Annotated in this window: 19 protein-coding genes and 1 tRNA gene; 9 read left to right on the top strand and 11 right to left on the bottom strand. The window is 60.2% G+C overall.

The window, feature by feature from the left end:
- Nucleotides 1–18: 18 nt before the first annotated feature.
- Together ACFORG_RS22350 and ACFORG_RS22345 are read right to left on the bottom strand one after the other, a co-directional pair.
- On the bottom strand, nucleotides 19–1,062 hold the full coding sequence (locus tag ACFORG_RS22350) for a cysteine desulfurase family protein (RefSeq protein WP_386737806.1): 1,044 nt from the start codon (nucleotides 1,060–1,062) through the stop codon (nucleotides 19–21).
- A 31-nt stretch (nucleotides 1,063–1,093) separates the two neighbouring features.
- Complete coding sequence (locus ACFORG_RS22345) at nucleotides 1,094–1,555, bottom strand: Fe-S cluster assembly transcriptional regulator IscR (protein ID WP_386737805.1); 462 nt, start codon at nucleotides 1,553–1,555, stop codon at nucleotides 1,094–1,096.
- A 186-nt stretch (nucleotides 1,556–1,741) separates the two neighbouring features.
- On the opposite strand from ACFORG_RS22345, the gene ACFORG_RS22340 reads away from it, so the two are divergent.
- From ACFORG_RS22340 to typA, 5 genes are all read left to right on the top strand, one after another.
- Nucleotides 1,742–2,395, top strand: a complete 654-nt coding sequence (locus ACFORG_RS22340) for an alpha/beta hydrolase (protein WP_386737804.1) — start codon at nucleotides 1,742–1,744, stop codon at nucleotides 2,393–2,395.
- Nucleotides 2,395–2,643 (top strand): hypothetical protein, encoded by a 249-nt coding sequence (locus ACFORG_RS22335; protein ID WP_386737803.1) that lies wholly within the window; start codon nucleotides 2,395–2,397, stop codon nucleotides 2,641–2,643. The genes ACFORG_RS22340 and ACFORG_RS22335 overlap by 1 nt, the downstream gene beginning before the upstream one ends.
- A 103-nt stretch (nucleotides 2,644–2,746) precedes the next feature.
- Nucleotides 2,747–3,961 carry an NADP-dependent isocitrate dehydrogenase gene (locus tag ACFORG_RS22330; protein ID WP_386737802.1) on the top strand — a complete coding sequence of 405 codons (1,215 nt, stop codon included), beginning with the start codon at nucleotides 2,747–2,749 and terminating at the stop codon, nucleotides 3,959–3,961.
- 280 nt (nucleotides 3,962–4,241) lie between these two features.
- A complete protein-coding gene (locus ACFORG_RS22325) occupies nucleotides 4,242–4,571 on the top strand; it encodes a DMT family transporter (protein WP_386738085.1) in 330 nt (109 codons plus the stop codon).
- A gap of 95 nt (nucleotides 4,572–4,666) precedes the next feature.
- Complete coding sequence (typA, locus tag ACFORG_RS22320) at nucleotides 4,667–6,487, top strand: translational GTPase TypA (protein WP_386737800.1); 1,821 nt, start codon at nucleotides 4,667–4,669, stop codon at nucleotides 6,485–6,487.
- 57 nt (nucleotides 6,488–6,544) lie between these two features.
- On the opposite strand, the gene ACFORG_RS22315 is transcribed toward typA, so the two are convergent.
- From ACFORG_RS22315 to recA, 3 genes are all read right to left on the bottom strand, one after another.
- The gene (locus ACFORG_RS22315; RefSeq protein WP_386737799.1) at nucleotides 6,545–6,832 is read right to left on the bottom strand and encodes a DUF1330 domain-containing protein; all 288 of its coding nucleotides are present in this window, start codon (nucleotides 6,830–6,832) and stop codon (nucleotides 6,545–6,547) included.
- A 1-nt stretch (nucleotide 6,833) separates the two neighbouring features.
- On the bottom strand, nucleotides 6,834–9,485 hold the full coding sequence (gene alaS, locus ACFORG_RS22310; RefSeq protein WP_386737798.1) for an alanine--tRNA ligase: 2,652 nt from the start codon (nucleotides 9,483–9,485) through the stop codon (nucleotides 6,834–6,836).
- A 143-nt stretch (nucleotides 9,486–9,628) separates the two neighbouring features.
- Complete coding sequence (gene recA, locus ACFORG_RS22305) at nucleotides 9,629–10,693, bottom strand: recombinase RecA (RefSeq protein ID WP_386737797.1); 1,065 nt, start codon at nucleotides 10,691–10,693, stop codon at nucleotides 9,629–9,631.
- A gap of 192 nt (nucleotides 10,694–10,885) precedes the next feature.
- On the opposite strand from recA, the gene ACFORG_RS22300 reads away from it, so the two are divergent.
- Nucleotides 10,886–11,479 carry a gamma-glutamyl kinase gene (locus ACFORG_RS22300; RefSeq protein WP_386738084.1) on the top strand — a complete coding sequence of 198 codons (594 nt, stop codon included), beginning with the start codon at nucleotides 10,886–10,888 and terminating at the stop codon, nucleotides 11,477–11,479.
- Between the two features lie 24 nt (nucleotides 11,480–11,503).
- Here ACFORG_RS22300 and ACFORG_RS22295 read toward each other — a convergent pair whose 3' ends face one another.
- From ACFORG_RS22295 to guaB, 3 genes are all read right to left on the bottom strand, one after another.
- On the bottom strand, nucleotides 11,504–13,804 hold the full coding sequence (locus tag ACFORG_RS22295) for an ATP-binding protein (RefSeq protein ID WP_386737796.1): 2,301 nt from the start codon (nucleotides 13,802–13,804) through the stop codon (nucleotides 11,504–11,506).
- A 103-nt stretch (nucleotides 13,805–13,907) separates the two neighbouring features.
- Nucleotides 13,908–15,083 (bottom strand): RsmB/NOP family class I SAM-dependent RNA methyltransferase, encoded by a 1,176-nt coding sequence (locus tag ACFORG_RS22290; RefSeq protein ID WP_386737795.1) that lies wholly within the window; start codon nucleotides 15,081–15,083, stop codon nucleotides 13,908–13,910.
- A 3-nt stretch (nucleotides 15,084–15,086) separates the two neighbouring features.
- A complete protein-coding gene (guaB, locus tag ACFORG_RS22285; protein WP_386737794.1) occupies nucleotides 15,087–16,535 on the bottom strand; it encodes an IMP dehydrogenase in 1,449 nt (482 codons plus the stop codon).
- A 203-nt stretch (nucleotides 16,536–16,738) separates the two neighbouring features.
- On the opposite strand from guaB, the gene ACFORG_RS22280 reads away from it, so the two are divergent.
- On the top strand, nucleotides 16,739–18,781 hold the full coding sequence (locus ACFORG_RS22280) for an ASKHA domain-containing protein (RefSeq protein WP_386737793.1): 2,043 nt from the start codon (nucleotides 16,739–16,741) through the stop codon (nucleotides 18,779–18,781).
- Nucleotides 18,782–18,804: 23 nt separating this feature from the next.
- Nucleotides 18,805–19,662 carry a class I SAM-dependent methyltransferase gene (locus tag ACFORG_RS22275; protein ID WP_386737792.1) on the top strand — a complete coding sequence of 286 codons (858 nt, stop codon included), beginning with the start codon at nucleotides 18,805–18,807 and terminating at the stop codon, nucleotides 19,660–19,662.
- On the opposite strand, the gene ACFORG_RS22270 is transcribed toward ACFORG_RS22275, so the two are convergent.
- The gene (locus ACFORG_RS22270) at nucleotides 19,631–21,163 is read right to left on the bottom strand and encodes a UDP-N-acetylmuramoyl-tripeptide--D-alanyl-D-alanine ligase (RefSeq protein WP_386737791.1); all 1,533 of its coding nucleotides are present in this window, start codon (nucleotides 21,161–21,163) and stop codon (nucleotides 19,631–19,633) included. The genes ACFORG_RS22275 and ACFORG_RS22270 overlap by 32 nt on opposite strands.
- On the bottom strand, nucleotides 21,160–22,677 hold the full coding sequence (locus tag ACFORG_RS22265; RefSeq protein ID WP_386737790.1) for a Mur ligase family protein: 1,518 nt from the start codon (nucleotides 22,675–22,677) through the stop codon (nucleotides 21,160–21,162). Before ACFORG_RS22265 ends, ACFORG_RS22270 begins: the two co-directional genes overlap by 4 nt.
- 160 nt (nucleotides 22,678–22,837) lie before the next feature.
- Between ACFORG_RS22265 and ACFORG_RS22260 the strand changes: the two genes are divergently transcribed.
- A tRNA-Gly gene (locus ACFORG_RS22260) sits at nucleotides 22,838–22,911 on the top strand.
- Between the two features lie 681 nt (nucleotides 22,912–23,592).
- Here the strand turns inward: ACFORG_RS22260 and ACFORG_RS22255 are convergent.
- Nucleotides 23,593–24,210, bottom strand: coding sequence for an acyl-CoA dehydrogenase family protein (locus ACFORG_RS22255; protein WP_386738083.1), 618 nt, complete (start codon nucleotides 24,208–24,210; stop codon nucleotides 23,593–23,595).
- Nucleotides 24,211–24,293 lie beyond the last annotated feature (83 nt).

Genomic DNA, 24,293 nt, shown 5'->3' with positions numbered 1-24,293 from the left:
GACTACCCTCCATTCAGGTCACGCGACGCGCGCGCGGTGCCTCTTTTCTTTCGTCAGCCACGTTTCCGCGAAACGCAGCACTTCTTCTTCGGTCGTCCCGAGCCCCAGCGAAACGCGGATTGCGCTCGCGGCTGTCCGGTCGTCAAATCCCATGGCGGTAAGAACCGCGCTGGCTCGCACCTTGCCACTCGAACAGGCACTACCAGCGGAAATAGCAAAGCCTGCAAGATCCATCTGCATGACTTGCGTCTCTCCTTTCCACCCAGGGGTCGCGAAACACAAGGTGTTCGGAAGCCGGTTGGCGCCTTTCCCGACAAAAATAGTCTCTGGCGCCCCTGCCTCAAGAGCACTTTCTAGAATATTTCTAAGTTCGGCAACGCGTTCCCATATACCATCGGACAGATCACCTGCCGCAGCCTCGGCCGCTGCACCAAAACCGGCAATGCCGACCAGGTTTTCGGTACCAGAGCGCCTCCCCATCTCCTGACCACCGCCGCGAATCTGAGCGACAAGGTCGGTGCCGCGCGGCATGACAAGCGCGCCAATTCCTTTCGGCCCCCCCAGCTTGTGAGCCGAGACGAGCGCCATACCAGCCCCCATCCAATTGAACGCGACAGGCAGTTTGCCGAATGCCTGCGTGGCATCGGTCATAGCAATACCCGTGGGCAAATCCTGGACAATTCCCGTCTCGGAATTGGCGAGTTGCAGGGTTGAATTCGCTGGTTCAGCGACCGAAACCCGTCCTTGCGCATCAACTGGCAAGTCCTCGACAGTCCAAGCCCTTACGGCATCATGCTCAACCGCAGCGCCATGAAGGCCACGTCCGGCCAAGGCCAACGCAGCGGCCTCGGTCGCGCCCGAGGTAAAGATCACATCGGCCCCGTCCGCGCCAAAGGCCGAGGCGATTTGCGCGCGGGCCTTTTCCACGATCGCCTTGGCAGCGCGCCCTTCTGCATGCACCGAGGATGGATTGCCCGACACATCCATCGCGTCAATCATCGCCGCGCGCGCTTCGACCCGTAGCGGTGTGGTCGCATTGTGATCGAGGTACACTCGCTGCATCACGCTGTCCTGCAACTGATAAACCGCGCCATCAATCCGCATCCACCACTGCGAACAGGTTGGGTACGGCAGGACAAGGAGCGAGCTCGTTTTCGATCACGTCCGAAAGACGGGCCTGGTGAAGGAAAACGTAGACATGTGCACTCAACGATTGCCACAGCCTGTTGGTCAGCGATTGCGCCCGGCTGCCGGACGCCCCACCAGACGCGCCGGCCCCCTTGTGCATGGCATCTACCGTTTCATCGACCGCGGCCAGCACTTCGACCACGCGGATCTCTGTCGCCGGTCGCGCCAAGCGATAGCCACCACCTGGTCCACGCACGGAAACGACTAGGTCTGCCCGCCGCAACTTGACGAACAATTGCTCGAGATACGGCAGGGAAATCGACTGCCGCGCCGAAATCTCACCCAAGCTGACCAGCGTATCCTGAGGCTGAAGCGCAATATCTGCCAACGCGACCATCGCGTAACGTCCCTTCGTCGACAGCTTCATTGCCAGCCCTCATCTCTTTGACATGCGCCAGAACATTGACCTCGGCACCGCCAATGCGTATCTCGCTCGGACAGTGCTGCCCATCCGAGCGCCGAAATCAGATTAGAACCGTTCTAAGGTACCTTACGGATAACGTCAAGAATATCCGCCCGGCACCCAAGACGAAAAACAGGACCAGACGCCGACATGCCCGAGGTGATATTTCCCGGACCCGAAGGCCGCCTCGAAGGCCGCTACCACCCGCAGAAGGAAAAGGATGCTCCGATCGCGATCGTATTGCATCCGCACCCACAATTCGGCGGGACGATGAACAACAAGGTCGTCTACAACCTGCATTACGCATTCTACCAAATGGGGTTCACCGTCCTGCGCTTCAACTTCCGTGGCGTGGGCCGCAGCCAGGGTGAGTACGATCAAGGCGTGGGAGAATTGTCTGATGCCGCGTCGGCGCTCGATTACCTGCAATCGATGAACTCGAACTCCAAGCATTGCTGGGTCGCGGGCTTCTCCTTCGGCGCTTGGATCGGCATGCAGTTGTTGATGCGCCGCCCTGAGATTACCGGGTTCATCTCGGTCTCCCCTCCTGCGAACATGTATGATTTCTCCTTCCTTGCGCCCTGCCCATCCTCTGGCCTGATCATCAACGGTTCGGCGGATCGCGTGGCACCCCCTGCCGACACACAGGCGCTGGTCGGCAAACTGCAGGAACAAAAAGGTATCACCATTACCCACGAAGAGGTCGAAGGCGCCGATCACTTCTTCCAGAACCAGCACATGGAAACCCTGATTGGCTCGGTCAGCGATTACGTCAAGCGACGCCTGACGGAGTCATCGCGCTGATGGCTGGAACCATCGAGACCCTCGCCGCGAAACTGGCGGAGGATACGATGAAAGTCATGGATGAAACCGGAGAGGATCGCCTGTACGTCGAGGTCGGAAATGTTCTGGCCGCGGCGTCCCAGTCGCTTGAAGAGGCATACCTAACGGAGATACGTGTGCGCCTCGCCGAGCGAACCGCTCGGCGATTCCTCATCGGCAAGGCCCGGGAACTGATGGCACAGCGCAAGGAAAGCAAGCCGGCAACCTAGGCCTTTGTGAATTTTTGGTATACCTTTGTATGCCGTATTCCAATCCATCGGTGTCTTCGCTAAATCGGGTCCATAAACCGTTCATCAGCGAAAGGCCGATCCGATGACCAAGATCAAGGTGGACAACCCCATCGTCGAGATGGATGGCGACGAGATGACCCGCATCATGTGGGATTTCATAAAGCAGAAACTGATCCTGCCCTATCTCGACATCGACCTTCTTTATTACGATCTCGGCATCGAAGAGCGCGACCGCACGGACGATCAGATCACGGTCGATGCTGCCGAAAAGACGCGCGAGGTCGGCGTCGCCGTCAAATGCGCGACCATCACGCCGGATGAGGCCCGCGTCGAGGAATTCGGCCTCAAGCGCATGTATCGCAGCCCGAACGGCACGATCCGAAACATTCTGGGTGGCGTGATCTTTCGCCAACCGATCATCTGCAAGAATGTGCCCCGCCTCGTACCCGGCTGGACAAAGCCAATCGTTGTCGGCCGCCACGCCTACGGCGATCAATATCGGGCAACGGATTTCCACTTTCCCGGTGCGGGAAAAATCACCCTGAAATTCGAGGGTGCCGACGGCGAAGTGATCGAAAAAGAGGTGTTCGCCGCACCCGAAGCCGGCGTGGTCATGGGCATGTACAACCTCGACAAGTCGATTACCGATTTCGCCCGAGCCTCGCTGAATTACGGGCTGAACCTCGGCTGGCCGGTCTACCTGTCGACCAAGAACACGATCCTCAAGGCCTATGACGGTCGCTTCAAGGACATCTTCCAGCAGGTCTTCGAGGCTGAGTTCAAGGAAGCGTTTGAGGCCAAGGGTATCTGGTACGAACACCGTCTGATCGACGACATGGTGGCGAGCTCGCTGAAATGGTCAGGCGGTTATGTCTGGGCCTGCAAGAACTACGACGGCGACGTGCAGTCCGACACGGTCGCACAGGGATTTGGTTCGCTCGGGCTCATGACTTCTATCCTGATGACCCCGGACGGTAAGATCGTGGAGTCCGAGGCGGCCCATGGAACCGTGACCCGGCATTACCGCCAGCACCAAAAGGGCGAGGCAACCTCGACAAACTCGATCGCTTCGATCTTTGCGTGGACCGGCGGGCTGAAACACCGCGCGAAACTTGACGAAAACACCGCTCTTGCCGCATTTGCAGCCACTTTGGAACGGGTAGTGGTGGACACCGTCGAATCCGGCCACATGACCAAGGATCTTGCCTTGCTGGTTGGGCCTGATCAGGGCTGGCTGACCACGACCGGTTTCCTGGAAAAAATCGACGAAAATCTCAACAAAGCTCTGGTCGGATAGACAAAAATAGGGCGCCGAAAGGGATCCTTCGGCGCCCGATCCATTTCAAATTCACATCGACAGCGCCCAGCCCGCTACGGTGACAACGGTCGAGAGAGCAACGATCATCTTGGTAAAGCGTGTCATGAAATCATTCCTTTTATCAAATAGCTACCAGCTTAGTCTGATCGGGCCTTCGGGATAACTGGGAAAAAACCGATCCACGCTCCCCTTTTGCCGCATCGGGACGGGTGGCGTCTGCGAACTGCATCACACTGCGCAAGGAATTCGAACCGTGCCCCTGACTTATGCATTTCTCCTGATCGCCGGGATTGCCGAGACGATCGGCACCACCGCGCTTCAGGCCAGTCAGCAGTTTACCCGCTTCTGGCCTTCCGTTCTTGTCGTGTTCGGCTATGGCGCGGCGTTCTGGTTTCTGTCGCTGACATTGCGTGAACTGCCCGTGGGCATCACTTATGCCATCTGGTCCGGGCTGGGGATCGTGTTGATTTCCGTCATCGGCTTTATCGTTTTCGGCCAACGGCTGGATGCTCCCGCGCTTTTGGGCCTCGGCCTCATCATCACGGGAATCGTGGTGATTCAGGTCTTTTCGAAAAAGGCAGGTCATTGAGCCGCGGGGCGATGCAAGGCGCAATTTGCTGGACCTTGCGGCCACGGCCCTGTATGGCCGCCGCAACTTCTCCCTTTTCCTGTACAGGCTGACCTATGGATCTGCGCAATATCGCAATCATCGCCCATGTCGACCACGGCAAGACAACGCTCGTCGACGAGCTCTTGAAACAATCCGGCGCCTTCCGCGAAAACCAGGCCGTTGCCGAACGTGCGATGGACAGCAACGATCTGGAACGCGAGCGCGGCATCACAATTCTGGCCAAAGCCACCTCGGTCGAGTGGAAAGAGACGCGCATCAACATCGTCGACACGCCCGGCCACGCCGATTTCGGCGGCGAGGTCGAGCGCATCCTGTCGATGGTCGACGGTGTCGTCCTGCTGGTCGACGCGGCAGAAGGCCCGATGCCGCAAACCAAGTTCGTCACCTCCAAGGCACTGGCCCTCGGTCTGCGCCCCATCGTGGTTCTGAACAAGGTCGACAAGCCGGATGCCGAACCCGACCGCGCGCTGGACGAGTGCTTTGACCTCTTCGCCAACCTCGGCGCCGATGACGACCAGCTGGATTTCCCGTCGATGTATGCGTCAGGCCGATCCGGCTGGGCCGACATGGAGCTTGACGGTCCGCGCAAGGATCTCTCGGCGCTATTCGACCTGATCGTCGACCACGTACCCGCGCCGAAGCAGCTTGCCCACAAGGAAGAGCCGTTTCGCATGCTGGCGACCACACTTGGCAACGACCCGTTTATTGGTCGCATACTGACCGGCCGGGTCGAAAGTGGGACGCTCAAGACGGGCGACAGCCTGAAGGCCCTCAGCCGTGATGGAACGCTGATCGAGAACTTCCGGGCAAGCAAGATCCTCGCGTTTCGTGGCCTCGGGCAACAACCGATCGACCAGGCCGAAGCGGGCGACATCGTCACCATCGCCGGCATGACCAAGGCCACCGTTGCCGACAGCCTTGTTGCCCCGCAAGTCGCCGAAGCGCTGCCGGCACAACCGATCGATCCGCCGACGATCACCGTTACCTTCGGGATCAACGACAGCCCACTCGCAGGCCGCGACGGCAAAAAGGTGCAAAGCCGCGTAATCCGCGACCGCTTGATGAAAGAGGCGGAATCGAACGTTGCCATTCAGGTCACCGACACCCCAGGCGGCGAGGCGTTCGAGGTAGCCGGCCGCGGCGAATTGCAGATGGGCGTATTGATCGAGAACATGCGTCGTGAGGGGTTCGAGCTTTCCATCTCGCGCCCGCAGGTTCTTCTGCGCGAGGAAGACGGGCAGAAACTGGAGCCCATCGAAGAAGTCACCATCGATGTCGATGACGAATACTCGGGCGCGGTGATCGAAAAGATCACTGGCGCGCGCAAGGGTGAGTTGGTCGAGATGAAGCCGGCAGGCGCTGGCAAGACCCGCATCATCGCGCATGTCCCGTCGCGCGGTCTGATCGGTTACCACGGAGAGTTCCTGACCGACACGCGCGGCACCGGCGTTCTGAACCGCGTGTTCCATGGCTGGGCGCCCCACAAAGGCCCGATCCCGGGCCGTCGCGCCGGCGTTTTGATCTCGATGGAAAAGGGCCAGTCGGTTGCTTATGCGCTCTGGAACCTCGAAGAGCGGGGCCGCATGTTCATCGGCCCCCAGGCCGACGTGTACCAAGGCATGATCATCGGCGAACACTCTCGCGACAATGATCTCGAAGTGAACCCGCTCAAAGGCAAAAAGCTCACCAACGTCCGCGCTTCGGGCTCGGATGATGCCGTGCGCCTCACGCCGCATGTCCAGTTCAGCCTCGAGGAGGCCATCGCCTATATCGACGACGACGAACTGGTCGAAGTGACACCCAACGTCGTCCGCCTGCGCAAGCGGTTCCTTGATCCTCATGAACGCAAGCGGATGTCCAAGGCGGCATCCTGATCACGAAAAAGGGCGCCCAACAGGGGCGCCCTTTACTCTTCCACGATTTCAAAACCTTCAGTCCGAAGTTTCGACCACCATCAATTCCCGTTCGGACGCGCCGCGCGCGTGGCTCAACGCCTCTTGGTATTCGGGCGAGTTGTAGCAGTCCACAGCCGCCTCGACCGACGGGAAACGTGCAACCACGTTGCGTGGCCGTTCCTTGCCTTCCAACTGCACGAAACGTCCGCCACGGGCGATGAACTCTCCGCCATGTTTGGCGATAGCCGGTCCTGCCAGTTCGGCGTATTTGCCATAGGCATCGGCATCGGTGACCGTAACATGCGCAATCCAGAGTGCACCCACTTTAACCTCCCATCGCGGCTTCGGCCGCCTTGATTGCGGCGTCGGCGTTTCCGGCATCCTTGCCGCCGCCCTGCGCCATATCAGGACGGCCGCCACCGCCCTTGCCGCCGAGTTCTGCCACGGCGGCCTTGACCAGATCAACAGCGGACACCCGACCGGTCAAATCATCGGTGACGCCAGCAGCCACCGCCGCTTTACCGCCGGTATCCGCGATCAGAAGGACCGCCCCAGAGACCACGCGCGCCTTCATCTCGTCGATGAGCGCGGGCAGGTCCTTGCCCGTGACACCCGACAGAACCTGCGCTATGAATTTAATACCATTGACCTCGCGCGCCTCGGGACCGGCCTGGCCGCCACCCGACATCGCCAGCTCGCGCCGCAGCTGGGCAACCTCGTTCTGCAACGCCTTGCGTTCGTCGAGCAGGGCCTTGATCCGCGCGGGCACATCGTCCGGCTGGGCCTTCAGTTCCGCAGCGACCTCGGAAAGGCGTGCCGCCTGCCCGGACAGGTGGCGCATCGCCTCATCCCCGGTCAAAGCTTCGATCCGCCGCACACCCGCGCTGCTGGCGCTATCGCCCAGCAGGACAAAAGCGCCGATATCTCCGGTGCGGGTTACATGCGTACCCCCGCACAGTTCGATCGAATAGGTCTGACCGTCGCTGCCCTTGCCCGTCGCCGCCCGACCCATCGAAACTACGCGTACCTCTTCGCCGTACTTCTCGCCGAAAAGGGCTTGCGCACCGATAGCGCGCGCGTCGTCCGGCGTCATGATCCGTGTCTCGACCGGTGCGTTCTGACGAATATAGGCGTTGACGTCCCGTTCAACCGAAGCCAGTTCATCGGCGCTCAACGCCTTGGTATGGCTGAAATCGAAACGCAACCTTTCTTCAGCGTTGAGCGAACCACGCTGCGCGACGTGATCGCCCAAACACTCACGCAGCGCTTCGTGCAGCAGATGGGTCGCGGAGTGATTGGCGCGGATCGCCGTGCGCCGCGCGTGATCGACTTCGAGCTGCGCCGCATCGCCAGTCCGCACCGTGCCTTCGACAATTTCGGCGAAATGGATGAAAACCCCGGCAGATTTGCGTGTATCCGTTACGCGGGCAACGCCGCTTTCCGTCCGGATCGTTCCGGTATCGCCAACCTGCCCCCCCGCTTCGGCATAGAACGGGGACTGGTTTAGCGCGATCTGAACCGACGCACCCTGCCCCGCTTCCTCGACGCGATCTCCATCCAGAACCAGTGCAAGGATCTGCCCTTCGGCGGATTCGGTATCGTAGCCAAGGAAATCGGTCGCGCCCTTTTCGTCGGCGATATCGAACCAGACGGTCGCATCAGCCGCCTCGCCCGAACCGGCCCATGCGGCACGCGCCTTGGCCTTCTGCTCAGCCATGGCGGCGTCGAACCCTTCGATGTCGACCTCACGCCCCTTTTCACGCAGCGCGTCCTGTGTCAGGTCAAGCGGGAAGCCGTAGGTGTCATAGAGTTTGAAGGCCGTCTCGCCCGGAAGACGCGTACCTTCCGGCAAAACGCCCAACTCGTCATCAAGAAGCCTCAGACCACGATCCAGGGTCGCCTTGAACCGCGTCTCTTCCAGTTTAAGCGTTTCCTCGATCAGCGCCTGCGCCCGACCAAGCTCGGGATAGGCCGCGCCCATCTGGCGTACCAGCGCCGGGACCAGGCGATGCATCAACGGATCTTTTGCGCCCAACAAATGCGCATGGCGCATCGCGCGACGCATGATCCGGCGCAGAACGTAACCCCGACCGTCATTCGACGGCATCACCCCGTCGGCCATTAGGAAGGAGGTTGACCGCAGGTGATCGGCGATGACCCGGTGATGCGTCTTGCCTGGGCCGTCCGGGTCGGAAGAGGTCGCATCTGCGCTGGCCTCGATCAGCGAACGCATCAGGTCGGTGTCGTAATTGTCGTGCTTACCCTGCAATAGCGCTCCAATCCGTTCCAGCCCCATGCCGGTATCGATCGACTGCATGTCGAGCGGTCGCATCGAGCCATCCTCGAACTGCTCGTTCTGCATAAAGACGACATTCCAGATCTCGATGAACCGGTCGCCATCCTCCTCCGGGCTGCCCGGAGGTCCACCCCAGATATGCTCACCATGATCGTAAAAAATCTCGGTGCAGGGTCCGCAAGGGCCGGTCGGGCCCATCTGCCAGAAATTGTCACTGGTCGCGATGCGGATGATCCGATCCTCCGGAACGCCCACCTTTTTCCAGATTTCGAACGCCTCGTCATCGGTGTGATACACGGTGGTGTACAACCGCTTGGGATCAATGTCGAAATCGCGTGTCACCAATTCCCAGGCAAATGGAATCGCCTCTTCCTTGAAGTAATCACCGAAGGAAAAGTTGCCGAGCATCTCGAAAAACGTGTGATGCCGAGCGGTGTAACCGACATTGTCGAGATCGTTGTGCTTGCCACCCGCCCGAACACATTTCTGCGCGGTCGTTGCGCGGTTGTAATCCCTATGTTCCACCCCGGTGAAGAGGTTCTTGAACTGAACCATGCCCGAGTTGACGAACATCAGCGTCGGGTCGTTGCGCGGCACCAGCGGCGACGAATCGACGACTTCGTGACCGTTACGGGCAAAAAAATCGAGAAAGGTGGATCGGATATCGTTCAGCGTGGGCATCAGGGGCACTTCCGGACCGGCATTATCATGTTCTCGCAGGGTTTATCCCCGCGCTTGTCCGGTGTCCACAGCACAGCGCCACCTACAAAGAAACAAGGGCGGCTCTCTGAGAGCCGCCCTTCAAGTTGAATGCCCTGATTGGCCTAAGCTTCAAGGATGTCGTCGTCTTCACCAGCAGCCATGTCGAAATCCAGCCCGTGCGCGGCCCGAATCTTATCCTCGATCTCCAAGGCAACGCGGCTGTTTTCACGGAGATAGGTCTTGGCGTTCTCACGGCCCTGTCCGATACGTTCGTCGCCGTAACTGAACCAGGAACCCGACTTGTCAACCACGCCAGCTTTCACGCCAAGGTCCAGCAACTCGCCCATTTTGGAGATTCCCTCGCCGTACATGATGTCGAACTCGACCTGTTTGAACGGGGGAGCAACCTTGTTCTTGACGACCTTGACCCGCGTCGCGTTTCCCACGACTTCGTCGCGATCCTTGATGGCCCCGATACGCCGGATGTCAAGACGGACCGAAGAATAGAACTTCAGCGCGTTGCCACCGGTCGTGGTTTCCGGCGAGCCGAACATCACGCCGATCTTCATCCGGATCTGGTTGATGAAGATCACCATGCAGCGCGACCGGTTGATCGACGCTGTCAGCTTCCGCATGGCCTGACTCATCAGGCGGGCCTGCACCCCGACGCTGGAGTCACCCATATCGCCCTCGAGTTCCGATTTCGGAGTCAGCGCCGCAACCGAGTCGACCACCACCATGTTCACGGCCCCAGAGCGAACCAGCGTATCGGTGATTTCCAGCGCCTGCTCCCCCGTGTCGGGTTGCGATATCAGCAGTTCGTCCAGATCGACACCTAGCTTCCGGGCATATTGAGGGTCCAGAGCGTGTTCCGCATCGACGAAGGCGCAAACACCGCCGCGCTTTTGCTGTTCGGCAATACAATGGAGCGTCAAGGTCGTCTTGCCCGAGCTTTCCGGCCCGTAGATCTCGACAATCCTGCCCATCGGCAGTCCGCCAATGCCCAACGCGATATCCAGACCGAGCGAACCCGTTGAGCTGGCCTCGATTTCTGGCATCACATTGTCGCCGCCCAACTTCATTATCGAGCCTTTGCCGAATTGGCGCTCGATCTGGGCCAGCGCGCTGTCGAGCGCCTTTTGCTTGTCCGCGTTCTGCTTGCTGCTCATACTCAAAAGATCCGCCATAGTCCTGTCCTTACCTTTTGTGTCACACCCGGATCGGGGCGGCAATCGCTGCTTTGTTCGCCTCTTGTTCTTTATGCGACCAAAAGGTGAACATTTCAAACAAATTCTTCGCGTTCAAGCTTTGCGGAATTGAGTTAAGGAAAGGTTTCCGGCACTGTGCAGCGGAACGAATAACTCGCAAAGGACGTGCAAGTGCTTGTCTTCTTTAAGGAACGTCTCGTGCTGCTTTCCGTGCCCAAGACCGGCACGACCGCGTACCAGACAGCCTTGAGAGCGCGCGCGGATATCGTCGTGTCGGATCCTCCGGAACTGAAACATGCACCGATCTATCGTTATGATCGCTTCTTTCGGCCAATTTTCGAAAAGATGTTCGGTGTCGAGATGGAGATCATGGCAGTCGTTCGCGATCCGGTGGACTGGCTGGGAAGCTGGTACCGGTATCGACAACGGCCCTTTTTGCGCGGAAGGCCCAAGGCGACACACGATATCAGCTTTGACGAGTTCGTACTCGCGTACCTTAGGGGCAAACGTCCAACTTTTGCCAACGTTGGCAGCCAGGCTCGTTTCCTGACTCCCCGCCCGGGTGGCGCACCGGCCCGTCATGTCTTCCGTTACGAGAACCAAGACGGCATCCGGAGTTTTCTGGAAGAACGTTTGCAGACCGATATCTACCTGCAACGAGAGAACGTTTCGCCTGAAATGACGCTCGAACTCTCCAAAGATGTGGAGGAAAAGTACCGGCGCAAATGCCCTGAAGAGTTCGAACTACACGCCTCCGCTCGGTGAGGACGCGGAGCGTACCGACTAAGTTCAATGCAGTTGTTGCTGCACCGTCTCGGTCAGTTGACTGAGAGAGAAAGGTTTCGGCAGGAACACAGAATTGGGGATCTCTGGCTCTGCCTCCCGGAAAGCGCCCTCTGCATAACCCGAAACGAAGACAACCCGGGTTTCCGGCCTACGCTCCAGCGCGCGCCTGACCCAGCTGGGACCATCCAATCCCGGCATCACGACATCGGTCACGAAGACATCTACTTCGAGTTCCTTGTCTTCGAGAAGGTCCAGAGCCTGCTCGGCCGACTCAGCTTCGAGAACCGTGTATCCTCTCAAACGCAGCGCGCGAGATGCGAAAGCGCGCACCGGCGCCTCATCCTCCACAAGCAGAATGACACCCTCTCCAGAAGTCGCCACAGACCTTGGCGGCAGTGCCTGTTCGGGGGCGGATTTCCCAACAGTAGGTGAAGCCGCCGGAAAATAAAGCGTGAACTCCGAACCGACCCCTTCGACACTGTCGACAAAAATGAAACCGCCAGTCTGTTTCACGATGCCGTAGGCCGTAGAAAGGCCCAATCCGGTGCCCTCTCCCGTCCGCTTGGTAGTGTAAAATGGCTCAAAGATCTTGCGGAGCATATCAGCCGGAATCCCCGTGCCCTCGTCAATTACCTTTACCGTGACCCAATCACCGGGCGACAGGGTGGCCCGGTCGCGCATCATTGGTTCGGTCAAGGAAACCACTTCGGTCTCGATCCGGATCTCTCCTCCATAAGGCATGGCGTCTCGAGCATTCACTACGAGGTTCATCAGCACTTGTTCGAGTTGACGCTTGTCCGCGCGAACCTGCTTGAGAACGGGATCGTGGCTCAAGGTCAGCGTGATCTTTTCACCGACTAGTCGATTGAGCAGATGTGTGAGGTCGGCCAACGTGTCGCGCAGATCAAGTGCTTCGGGGCGCAGCGTCTGCTTGCGAGAGAACGCCAGGAGTTGACCGACCAGAGCGGCAGCCCTGTTGGCATTCTGATTGATCTGAACCAGATCACCGTAATCCGGGTCGCCTTGGTCATGTCGCAGCAACAGCAAGTCACAGTGGCCGGAGATCGCCGTCAGAAGATTGTTGAAGTCATGCGCGACGCCACCAGCGAGTTGGCCAACTGCCTGCATCTTCTGGCTTTGTACGAATTGTGCCTCAAGGCTCTTCAACTCGGTTGCATCAGCCAGGACCGCAAGCAGACCAGTCTCGCCATCATGGGTGATCCGGTTGAGCGTGACCTGCACGAACACCTCCCGATCCTTGCGAACAAGGCGCAGGAACTCGGACCGCGGGCCGCTGGTTCCGCTCATGGTTTCGCGCAACCAATCTGGAACCGGTCGTCCCAACCCCTCCATCATCGCGTTCAGATTTTTTCCTCCGGCGGCATCGCCCAGCATTTCAGCTGCTTGTGGATTGATGTCGCGCACAGTCCCGTCTGGCGCCAAGCACATCATGGGAACAGGTAGTGCGCTCAGATCGAGTTCTTCTCGGGGAGCATCATCTCCACCGAATGGAACGAGGAGGATTTCGCGCCGGGCGGGGTTTCCTGCCATCTCAATGACGATGGTATGGCGGACACCAGACGCGGTGGACACCTGATTTACACCGCTCTCTTTTATGGGCAACTTGGTAAAAAGCCGATCAAGAGATTTGACTCGACTACCAACAAACTCCCGCGCGGCCTCGTTCATGTAGAGCACGGCACCGCTCCGACCGACAGTCAGCAATGGCAGTGGCAGGCTCTCGGCCCGACTCGAAACCGGTTTTTCCTGAATGTCCTCGATCCGCCAAAGCAGTGCACCATCGTCAAGAAGAAGCACCGTCATACGGACATGCCCACGACGCGCGACAACATCCTCGCGCGCATTCCCCTCCCGTCGGGCACGGGCCTGCAAGCGATAAAGAACAGCGGTGGGGTTCGCAAAGAGGGAGCGCAACGTCGAAGCCAAGGTTTCCTCGGGTTCGGAGGCAAAGCGTTTATTCGCAGCAGAGTTGCGCGCACAGATTCCGCCCGCGTCGTCTGTGATGAAACTGGGTGTGGCATCGTTTTCGATAAAACCGGAAAGGAATCCGCGGGCGCGCTTCGCCACACGCTTTGCCTGCCATTCGTGTAAAACCAACCCTACGGCAACAACCATCATCGAGGCACCTGCAGCGATAAGCGCCTGTCCGACCAAAGGCGCGAATCCCCCCATTGAGCCCAGTGCCGCAAGCGCGCCTCCGGCCAGTAATGCGGCAACAATCCGAGCACCGAAGGGTGGGCGCGCGGCAAATCGAGGCAGGCTTGAGGCGGTATGATCGGTCACGAAAACACGGCTCCGGCAGCAGAATCAAAGGAGACTGTCACGCATCGCCGGTTAATCACGACTTAAATTTCAGACGAAACGCAGTTCACTCTACCCAAGGTTGCTAGTCTGGGTGGGCATTTCGCGTCAAGTGTGCAGTATAGAACCCGTCCGTCCCACGGCTGACATGCCACGCACGTTCGAGGAGCAAAGACCAGTTCAGATCTTCAAGGAAGCCCCTGATCTGGTTGCCATTCTCAACGTTCAACATCGAACAGGTAGCATAGGCCAAAAGCCCGTCCGGGGCCACGAACTGGGAGGTCTCGTGCAGAATGGCCGCTTGGGTTTCAACAAGATCTGCCAATCGTTCCGGGCTCAGCAACCACTTGCCCGCCGGAGCGCGGCGCCACGAACCGCTGCCTGAACAAGGCACATCAATAAGCACGACATCGAAGCGATCGGCGGCGCAAAGCTCGGAGCCGTGAATGTAAGTGACATCGACACCGGCACGAGCAGCCCTTTCCGGCAAGTCCTTCATCCGTGCGGCATTCGCATCGTGCGCAAACACCTCGACGCCATCGACCGCAGCAAGCGCCAAGGTCTTGCCGCCACCACCGGCGCAGAAATCCAGAACACGCATCCCCGGGGCCAACGGCAGGGCGGCTACGACTGCCTGGCTTGCAGCATCCTGCAACTCGACCAGCCCGTCACGATAAGCCCGGGAACCGTTGATGCGGCGCGCGCCTGCGATGACCTCCAGCGCCGTACTGCAGGCAGGATGCGGCCGGGTTTCGACACCGTCTTCGTGCAAAGCGGACTTTGCATTCGGGACATCGGCCTTGCGCAGATTCACCCGCAAATGCACCGGGGCACGATGGCGCAGGGCCTCGGCCTCCGTCTCTGTATCGTCGCCGAGACTGTCACAGAACTCTGGCCAGAGCCAATCGGGGATGTCGCCCGCTTCTGCACCGGGATTGGGCTTGCGGCCCGCCGTCGCCTCAACTTGCGCCAATGGAGCCGGCGCATGTCCCTCGCCTGAGAAGAATTCGTCGACCGATGCTCCGGCTGCGCGCAGTGCGCCAATCATCAGTCGACGACCGTCTTCGCCTCCGCCTAGCGCCGCAAAGGATCGGCGGCAGCGCAATGCATCGAACACGTGGTCGCGGATCGCCGCACGATCCTTGGACCCAGCAAAACGTGACCGTCGTGCCCAGATAGTCAATGCCTTCTCGGCAGGCGCGCCACCCCCGATTTCGTCGAGGATCTCGATAGCGGCCGCGATCCGTGCCCCGGGTGTCATGACTTACATGATCCGGTAATTCGGGCTTTCACGCGTGATCTGAACGTCGTGGACGTGGCTTTCCTTTAGTCCGGCCCCGGTAATTTTGACAAACTCGCAGTTCTTGCGCATTTCTTCGACCGTCGCGCAACCGGTATAGCCCATCGCTGCGCGCAATCCCCCGACGAGCTGGTGAATGACTGTAGTGGCGGTTCCCTTGTACGGTACCTGCCCCTCGATCCCTTCGGGCACCAGCTTGTCGCTGGCTGCATCCTTCTGGAAGTACCGGTCGGCAGAACCGCGCGCCATAGCCCCGATGGAGCCCATGCCGCGATAGGATTTGAAGGACCGCCCCTGGTAGAGAATGACCTCGCCGGGAGACTCGTCGGTTCCCGCGATCATCGACCCTACCATCGCGCAGGACGCGCCCGCGGCGATTGCCTTGGCGAAATCGCCCGAGAACTTGATGCCTCCGTCAGCGATCACCGGCACATCACCGGCGGCTGCCGCGCAATCCATGATCGCCGTCAGTTGAGGCACACCGACGCCGGCAACCATGCGTGTCGTGCAGATCGAACCGGGACCGATCCCCACCTTTACGGCATCGGCACCCGCATCGATCAATGCCCGTGTAGCCTCGGCCGTGGCGACATTGCCCGCTATGATCTGCACTTCGTTCGATAGCTGCTTCGCCCGTTTCACCGCGTCAATCACACCCGCACTGTGGCCATGCGCGGTATCGATCACCACGATATCGACACCGGCATCGATCAGCTCGCCGGTCCGTTCGAACCCGGAGTCACCCACCGAGGTCGCCGCGGCCACTCGCAACCGGCCCAACCTGTCCTTGCAGGCGGTCGGGTTGAGCACCGCCTTCTCGGTATCTTTGAGCGTCAGCAGTCCGGTCAGCTTGCCCGCCCCGTCCGACACGAGGAGTTTCTCGATCCGTCGCGCCTTCATCAGCGATTTCGCTTCTTCAAGATCAGCCGGCTCGCGCAGCATCGCCAGATCGTTCGAGGTCATCATGACGTGAACGGGCGTATCGTCCGAGGTGGCAAAGCGCATGTCGCGGTTGGTGACTATGCCGACAACGTGACCCTTGTCGTCAACCACAGGGAATCCGGTGAAATTGTAACGCTCGATCAGCGCCTTCGCGTCGGCCAGTGTCTGATCGGGGCGCAGGGTCACCGGGTTGTAGACGATACCGCTCTCGAATCGTTTGACCCGGCGCACTTCTCTCGACTGCTCGGCGACGGTCAGGTTCTTGTGGATCACCCCGATGCCACCGGCCTGCGCCATGGCGATTGCCATGCGCGATTCCGTGACTGTGTCCATGGCCGAACTGAGCAAGGGGATATTCAGCGAGATCTCTCGCGTCACGCGCGTCGAGGTATCCGCGGTCGAAGGCAGGACCGAAGAGGCCGCCGGAACCAGTAGAACGTCATCAAAGGTGAGAGCCTCACGAATCTGCATCATCGAACCCCATGCAAAACCCCGTTTGGCGGTGACCCTATGGCATGGATCGCAGAGGAGCGAAAGCCCCCTCTGCACCGCAGCACAGGCAGGGGCCGCGAAAACGACGCGTGCAAGCACAAAGGTGCCGCTCGGTGGCCTTTCCCTTTGCGTCCAGTCGCATATGTTGCCGGCCAAACGCCCGCGAACCAAGGATACGTCAAATGAGCACCGACCCCCTCGTCGTCTTTACTCCTTCTGGAAAACGTGGCCGCTTCCCTATCGGCACCCCGGTTCTGACGGCGGCTCGGCAGCTAGGCGTCGACCTCGATTCGGTCTGTGGGGGTCGCGGGATATGCTCGAAATGCCAGGTTACGCCCAGTTATGGCGAGTTCCCGAAACACGGTGTGACCGTGCGCGAGGGCGCGCTGTCAGACTGGAATAAGGTTGAGGCGCGGTACGACGAAAAGCGCGGGCTGAAGGCAGGTCGCCGCCTTGGATGTCAAGCGACCGTGCAGGGCGACGTGGTGATCGACGTTCCCCCGGAAAGCCAGGTCCACCGGCAAGTTGTGCGCAAGGCAGCAGCGGCGCGCGCCATCGTGATGGACCCCGCAACGCGGCTCTATTTCATCGAGGTGGAAGAGCCGGACATGCACGAACCCACGGGCGATCTCGAACGCGTTGCCCGCGCACTCCGCGAGCAGTGGCAAATCGAAGCCGTGACCGCTGACCTTTCGCTGATGGCCAAGCTGCAACCGGTCCTGCGTAAGGGAAAATGGCAGGTCACCGTCGCCCTGCACAAGGGACACATGGACAGCACGCCCCGGATCGTCGAAATCTGGCCCAGACTGCACGAGGCGGGCCTTTTCGGTCTTGCCATCGACCTCGGCTCCACCACGATCGCGGCCCATCTCACCAATCTGGATACGGGCGAGGTGATTGCGTCCTCCGGCCTCATGAACCCGCAGATCCGGTTCGGCGAAGACCTCATGAGCCGCGTCTCCTATGCGATGATGAACCCGGGCGGCGATGCCGAAATGACCCGCGCCGTGCGGGACGCCATCAACGATCTGACCCGCTCCATCGCGCAAGAGGGCGGGATCGACCCCGCGCTGATCGTCGAGGCGGTGTTCGTGTGCAACCCAGTCATGCATCACCTGCTGCTGGGTCTCGACCCGGTGGAACTGGGCCAGGCTCCCTTTGCGCTGGCAACCTCCGAAAGCCTCTCGCTCCCGGCACGGGACATGGGTCTCGACGCCATGAACCCGCGCGCGCAGGTCTATATCCTGCCCTGTATCGCGGGCCATGTGGGCGCGGATTGCGCCGCCGTCGCGTTGTCCGAGGAACCCGGCAAGTCCGATGACCTCGTCCTGATCGTCGATGTCGGCACCAATGCCGAGATCCTTTTGGGCAACACGACCCGCGTTCTGGCCTGCTCGTCCCCCACCGGCCCCGCGTTCGAGGGGGCGCAAATCAGCTCCGGCCAGCGCGCGGCCCCTGGCGCAATCGAACGGATCGAGATCGACCCCGCCACCAAGGAGCCGCGTTTCCGCGTCATCGGCTCCGATAAATGGTCTGACGAGGACGGCTTCGACGAAGAGATCGCCACAACCGGCATTACCGGCATCTGCGGGTCCGGCATCATCGAAGCGGTAGCCGAGATGCGCATGGCGGGCCTTCTTGACGAGTCGGGCCTGATCGGCTCGGCCGAGCAGACCGGCACAGTCCGCAGCATTCCCGAAGGCCGCACGCATTCTTACCTGATCCACGATGCCAGCGCCGAAGGCGGCCCGCGTATCACGGTCACACAAGGCGATATCCGCGCCATCCAGTTGGCGAAATCCGCGCTATATGCCGGCGCGCGCCTGCTGATGGACGAGATGGGTGTCGACAAGGTCGACCGGGTCGTGCTTGCCGGTGCATTTGGAGCGCATATCTCGACCAGGCATGCCATGGTGCTCGGAATGATCCCGGATGCGCCCCTTGCCAAGGTCACCAGCGCGGGCAACGCGGCCGGAACCGGCGCGCGGATCGCATTGTGCAATATCGGCGCCAGGGCCGAGATCGAGCGCGTGGTGCGCCAGATCACCAAGGTCGAAACCGCGATCGAACCCAAGTTCCAGGAACACTTCGTGGCCGCCAACGCCATTCCCCACAAGACTGATCCGTTCCCCGAACTCGCACAGGTCGTGACTCTGCCCCGGCCCTCCTTCAACACCGGCGGCGATGATGAAAAAGGTGGTCGGCGTCGCCGCCGGCGGGCATAGTCGGCCCAAAAGCGGGAGGCGGCATGCGGATCGAGAACCAGGAACAGGCAGAATATTGGGGCCGTTCGGCCTCGGGTGCGAAATGGCTGACGCTTGAAGAGCAGCTCGACGCCGCCCTCGGGCCCGTGGCCGATCTCGTGCTGAACCGGGCCGCTCTAACCCATGGTGAACGCGTTCTGGATGTCGGCTGCGGGACCGGTGCCACGACCCTGATGGCAGCACGCGCTGTCGGTCCTTTCGGCCATGTACTCGCCGCCGATATCGGAGAACAACTCGCGGCCCGGGCACGCGACCGCATCGCCGCGGCTGGCCTGTTGAATGCCGAGATCCGACTGTGCGACGCCCAGATCGAAGAGTTCGAGCCGCACGGGCGCGAGGCCATCATCTCGCGCTTCGGGATGATGTTCTTCTCGGATCCGGTCGCGGCCTTTTCCAATCTCGCCGAGGCACTGGCTCCCGGCGGCCGCATGGTCTTCGCCGCCTGGGGACCGCTCGAAGGCAATCCGTGGTTTCGCATTCCTTTCATCGCCGCAACAACACGCTTGGGACGCCCGCCCAAGACCGACCGGAATGCACCCGGGCCACTGGCTTTTCACGATATCAACCGCGTTCTTGGTCTGATGGAGGCGGCAGGATTGTCAGAAGCCGAGGCCACGACGGAAGAGGTCTCGCTTACGCCGGTCGGCTCTACCGCCGATGCTGCGGCCCTTCTCACACGCGTCGGCCCCGCCGTACGCGTGATCGACCATTTCGGAGGCGGCGCAGAAGATGCACGAGCCATCGAAGCGGATGTCGAATCCGCGATAACACCATTCGAAGAGGCCGGAGGCGTGACCGTCCCGGCGACCATCAACCTCTATTCGTGGCGGAAACCGGCCTGACACGCTGTTCCGGCACCCCGTCCTCGATCAGCCAATCAGACCGTATCGGCAGTTGAAACCGGGCAGCTGCAATAAGGTTGCGAATGCGACCCAGCGATCGATAACCGGTCCCTTTGACTACGATCAGGTCACCCGCCCGCATTTCTGAGCGAAGCAGTTTCGCTGCGTCTTCAATATCCTCGTAGACTTTTGTCGGAACTACTCCTTCGATCTCCTCCGCGAGGGCACTGGCCAAAGGACCGATTCCCACGAACAAGTCGATGCCGGCGCCGATCACATCAGGCGCCAACCCGCGATGGAGCGCCTCCTCATCATCACCCAAATCTAGCATGTCTCCCGCAACCAGAACCTTGCGCACCGGTTGACGTTGCCGAAGATATGCAAGTAGCGCCCGCATCGAGTCGGGAGTACTGTTTTGCGCATCGTCGATGTACTCGACGAACTCTCCCCGGCCGCCAGGGTTCAGTCTCCAGCGGGCTCCTCTCTGCACATGGGGATGCTGAAAGCCCCGCATCGCTTCAGCGACGTCGTGCAATGGCATCCCAAGCAGCCGGGCAATGGCCAACACGAATGCCGCGGCATGCGCATAGCCAACACCGGGTTGAGGCACGTCTACGATGATCTGCTGTCCGTCAACCGCGATTTCGGCCTTGGTTCGACGAGCCGTTATCGAGCAAGACTCCAAACGCGCAAAGGCATCGGCGTCTTCGCCAACGACAAAGACCTCGCGTCCAAGTCGGGTACCGGTTTGCAAGGCCAGTGCAGCTACTGACGGGCCGACCAGTACGGGATAGTCACCGCGCGCCGCCCAGAGAACCTCGGCCTTCTCGCGCAAGATTGCCTCCTTGGATGGAAAGTTTGCCCGGTGCGAATGGCCCACATGAGTCAAAACGGCGATATCAGGCGTAACCATCGGTGCCGTTTCGGCCAGAGCTCCCGGCAGCGAGGTGCCTAGCTCGACCGAACAGAACTGCGTTCCGGGCGGGATCGAGGCAAGCGTCGATGCAATTCCATTCGGCCCGTTGGAGTTGGCCAGTGTCTTGGTCGTCGGCCCGAAAAAGGCGAATGTCTGGTGCAGCAGGTCCTTGGTCGTCGTCTTCCCATGGCTGCCGGTCACACCGATCAGAGCCCGTTCCACCCGGTTCCGGCCAATCTCGGCCAGGCGGGTAAAGGCCTCGAACCTGTCCGGCACCTTCAGGATAGGAGCGTCCGTCCGGAACCCTTCCAGCGGCTCATCGGTGATCGCGAGGGTCGCACCGCGAAACAGCGCCCGCTCGATCGCTTCGTTCAGAACGGGCGGTTCATCTTCGACGATCGGCACCTTTGGTACGAAACGTGGAATGAAAAGCGCACCCGGGCTGACCTGGAACGCGTCAAACTCGACATATTCGATTGGACCGACATGACAGGGCAAAGCGTCCTCGGCGAGGCTCAATGCCCGGACGAGGCTCTCCCCCGTCCACAAGGGACGACGATGCAGCATGGTAGCGTGAGGTTTCATGCCATTTCCCCTTTGGTCGGCCATGGGGGCTGGCGGCCCGGCACACCGTCTTCGATCAGCCAGTCCGACGTCACAGGTACCTGGTTGACCGGGGGTGCGAGCCTGAGCCTCAACCGCATGAGCCCCGCTGCGCCAGCTCCTTTCAGCGCGATCAGGTCACCGGCGCGCACGAGCTTCGGCAAAGCAGCCGCGGCAGTCTCGGCGTCGTCGTAGCTGTGAACCTCGATGTCGGCCGCCAAGCTCGTCGCCAGTGCACCGGTCATCGGCCCAACGGTTATCAACGCGGCTACACCTGCGGACCGCAAGGCAGGGGCCAGAGCCATATGCAAATCTGGTGCTTTGTCGCCCAGTTCGGCCATGTCTGCGAGCACAAGCACCAATCTTTTTGGTGCGCGTTTCTGCAGTGTTTCTAGCAGCGAAGCAATTGAGTCCGGGGTTGCGTTCTGGCTGTCGTCTATCACTTCGACGAACGTGCCTTTCCCTCTGACGTTTACGCGCCATCGCGCGCCTCTCTGGGTGAACGGGTGTTGGAATGCTGCGAGGTAAGGTATCGCCGCATCCGGATCATGACCAAGCACTGCCAGCGCGCCAAGCGTGAAGGCCGCCCCCCATGCATAGGCCGCGCCCGGCTGCGGAATCTCGACCCGGTGCAAACGACCGGCCACCTCGATCTCGGCTCGGGTGGCCCGAGCAGTCACCTCGTAGTCGGCCAACCGGACGAAATCGCCGGGATTGCCTCCCACGACATGGGTCTGCACGCCCATGCGTTTCAGCAAACGGTCACCGGCCTCATCCATTTCTACAGCGACACCTCCAACAAGTGCGGGCCCACCCGATGGTAGCGCAGCGAGCACCTTGGATTTCTCGCGAAAGATGTCGTAACGCGACGGGTAATTGCCCTGGTGCGCCTGGGTGATCGTCGTCAGTATGCCGAGGTCGGGGTTTATGTGATCAAGCTTGTAATCGACCGTATCCGGATGGGTCGCCGCCACTTCGACGACGGCATGCGCGCATCCGTGGGGGATGGAGCTCAGAGTCGCCGGAATCCCGTTGATCCCGTTGTAATTCCGCCAGCCCCGCACAGTTGGTCCAAAAAAAGACAATACCTGGCCCAGCATGTCCTTGGTTGTCGTTTTGCCCATGCTCCCAGTCACGGCCACCATTGACCCTGCCAACCGCGCCCTGCCACATTCGGCAAGTCGCAACAGTGCAGCGCGCCGGTCGGGCACTGTCAGGATCGGTGCATGCGAAGGAAACCCATCGAGAACCTCGTCCGTCAGGGCGGCCGCGGCTCCTCGAAAAAGGGCTTTGTAGATCTCGGTGTTCTGGTCTGGATCGGGTAGGTCGAATTCCCGCGTACGCGGCACGTAGAGCGCGCCCGGGCCGCACCGAAACGAGTCGACCTCGACGGATTCGACCACCACGGGACGCTTTCCCTTCAGTTGCGATGGATCCAACCCAAGGTCGCGAACCAGGTCCTCGCCGGTCCACAGAATACTCCGAAACTCCGTCACTTTCTCTGCCCTGCCCCGTGATGTTGCGGTCTGCGGACAGACTACCCGGATGCCCGAGTGGTACAACCATCGCGGTCCACTCCATTGTCAAACAATCGCCGCGTACGGGATGATGCTTGTTGACGCCAGCAGTACCATGACATAATCAAATCCAGCCTTGGCGGGTATGGTGAAAAGGTATCACGCGAGCTTCCCAAGCTTAAGTTACGGGTTCGATTCCCGTTACCCGCTCCAAGCAAACCTCCAAAAATCAGACCGGCCTTCGAGCTGCATCGGATGCGGCCCCAAGAAAGTCGCTAAAGCCACTAAGTCAATGCTGAAGAGCCTGAAGCGCTGAAGTAACAAAAGCACTTTGGACTGGCGTTGTGCCCGTCCGTCTTCGCAACAATTTGCGCAGAGGGACGTGATGATCGAAAGAGCTGATCGCAAAGCCTAAAGAACATCGAGCGACACAGGCATCAACGCCTGGTCAATCAAACCAAAGGCGGCGCAAACACGTCATAACGCACCATTTGTAACAGTTACGAGCAACGGCTGAACAGCTCGAAATTTGTTCTTTGAACGAGGAGGTCCTAACCCTTCATTGGCTTTGATACCCTCCGATTTTGGGGGGCACATCAAGAGATCATGCCAAGAGGCAAACCAAGGGTTACATTCGATATCCATGTTTTCGAAAGACATATCAAACCGTGTTGATCGGACTGACTAAGCGGTTGTTCAAGGGTGGTAACATCCTCAGCACCGACCGATACAGGCAGCCAGCACGGGGTCGGCTGCTTTCCTGGGTTACACCGCATGCACTCCTAAGCCGCGCGGTCGAGGATGGTTTTGAGAGCTGCATCCGCGAACTTTAGGGTGCCGTACTCATGCGCCCATTTGCCGACGAGACGTGAGGCGCAGAAAGCGTCTGCGACCTCAGATGTCGAGTGGCGGATCAATAGGCTGGCTTGCATGGCCAGCGTGATCCACAACATCGGATTCGAGCGCCTCGGCAAAGCTGTCGAAGTGTTGATCGGCCCCCTTGGCCAGGTTGATCTCATCAAACAAGGCATCGACAGTGCCTTTGGTCTTCACCTCGCGCATGACGTCCAACGCCATGACGGCCGACATTCCTTCCCAGACACTGTTCATAGGGGCTTCACGATAGAGCCGCGCGACGGGTTGTTCTTCGACAAACCCCATGCCGCCGTGACATTCCAACGCTTCCAGCGTGACCGAGCTGATACGACGGCACTTCCAGTGTTTGGCGATGGGGACAAGGATCCGGTTGAGGTGCTGTTCGGCGTCGCTCACTTGAGCATTATTGGCGGTTCTTGCCACACGCACGCCCAGCAGCATTGCGGCTTCGGCCTCGACGGCGAGGTCGGCCAGCGTGTTGCGCATCATCGGCAGATCCCGAATGGTCGCTCCAAAAGCCTGACGATGGGACGTATGGTGGACGGCGAGGTTCAACGCATGACGCATCATCCCCGCCGACGCCGTGGCAAAGTCCATGCGGATGTAATGCGTGTTGTTCTTTATGAAGGCGCGGATACCGTGCCCGTCCTCGCCTATCCGATAGGCAAGCGCATTGTCGAAATCGATCTCGGACGAGGCATTGGAACGATCACCCAGCT

This window comes from Lutimaribacter marinistellae (assembly GCF_042648365.1).
Taxonomy (GTDB): Bacteria; Pseudomonadota; Alphaproteobacteria; order Rhodobacterales; family Rhodobacteraceae; genus Lutimaribacter_A; species Lutimaribacter_A marinistellae.
This window is presented reverse-complemented; position numbering and strand designations above follow the sequence as displayed.

Coding starts and splice junctions, on each gene's coding strand:
- ACFORG_RS22350 (WP_386737806.1), bottom strand. CDS start 1,062: ATGCAGCGAGTGTACCTCGATCACAATGCGACCACACCGCTACGGGTC.
- ACFORG_RS22345 (WP_386737805.1), bottom strand. CDS start 1,555: ATGAAGCTGTCGACGAAGGGACGTTACGCGATGGTCGCGTTGGCAGAT.
- ACFORG_RS22340 (WP_386737804.1), top strand. CDS start 1,742: ATGCCCGAGGTGATATTTCCCGGACCCGAAGGCCGCCTCGAAGGCCGC.
- ACFORG_RS22335 (WP_386737803.1), top strand. CDS start 2,395: ATGGCTGGAACCATCGAGACCCTCGCCGCGAAACTGGCGGAGGATACG.
- ACFORG_RS22330 (WP_386737802.1), top strand. CDS start 2,747: ATGACCAAGATCAAGGTGGACAACCCCATCGTCGAGATGGATGGCGAC.
- typA (WP_386737800.1), top strand. CDS start 4,667: ATGGATCTGCGCAATATCGCAATCATCGCCCATGTCGACCACGGCAAG.
- alaS (WP_386737798.1), bottom strand. CDS start 9,485: ATGCCCACGCTGAACGATATCCGATCCACCTTTCTCGATTTTTTTGCC.
- recA (WP_386737797.1), bottom strand. CDS start 10,693: ATGGCGGATCTTTTGAGTATGAGCAGCAAGCAGAACGCGGACAAGCAA.
- ACFORG_RS22290 (WP_386737795.1), bottom strand. CDS start 15,083: ATGACACCCGGGGCACGGATCGCGGCCGCTATCGAGATCCTCGACGAA.
- guaB (WP_386737794.1), bottom strand. CDS start 16,535: ATGCAGATTCGTGAGGCTCTCACCTTTGATGACGTTCTACTGGTTCCG.
- ACFORG_RS22280 (WP_386737793.1), top strand. CDS start 16,739: ATGAGCACCGACCCCCTCGTCGTCTTTACTCCTTCTGGAAAACGTGGC.
- ACFORG_RS22275 (WP_386737792.1), top strand. CDS start 18,805: ATGCGGATCGAGAACCAGGAACAGGCAGAATATTGGGGCCGTTCGGCC.
- ACFORG_RS22270 (WP_386737791.1), bottom strand. CDS start 21,163: ATGAAACCTCACGCTACCATGCTGCATCGTCGTCCCTTGTGGACGGGG.